Raw genomic sequence first — 247 nt, 5'->3', positions numbered from 1 at the left:
TTCTCGAAACTGAAGCGTTTCAGGCGCGTTGCTACGCGCTACGAAAAAACCGCACGAAATTACTTCGCTGTCGTCGCTATCGCCGCAACTCTGCTCTGGCTAAGATAACTGTCCACGCGACCTAGCATTACAGTTGTCTTTTTGTTTTGAAGTGCGCGCGCTGGGCGGCGGCCTGGTGAGCTCTACGCCAAAGTGACCATGCGATGATGTGTGCGGGTTGGATTCGCTTTCGAGCGAGTCTGATGGC

1 pseudogene is annotated in these 247 nt (G+C 54.3%); it reads left to right on the top strand.

From position 1 onward, the window contains the following. Nucleotides 1-108 (top strand): annotated as a pseudogene (locus ACZYOF_RS45015) (IS5/IS1182 family transposase); the annotation flags it as partial. Between the last annotated feature and the right edge of the window lie 139 nt (nt 109-247).

The organism is Bradyrhizobium sp. LeoA1Lang, from assembly GCF_055413685.1.
This window is presented reverse-complemented; position numbering and strand designations above follow the sequence as displayed.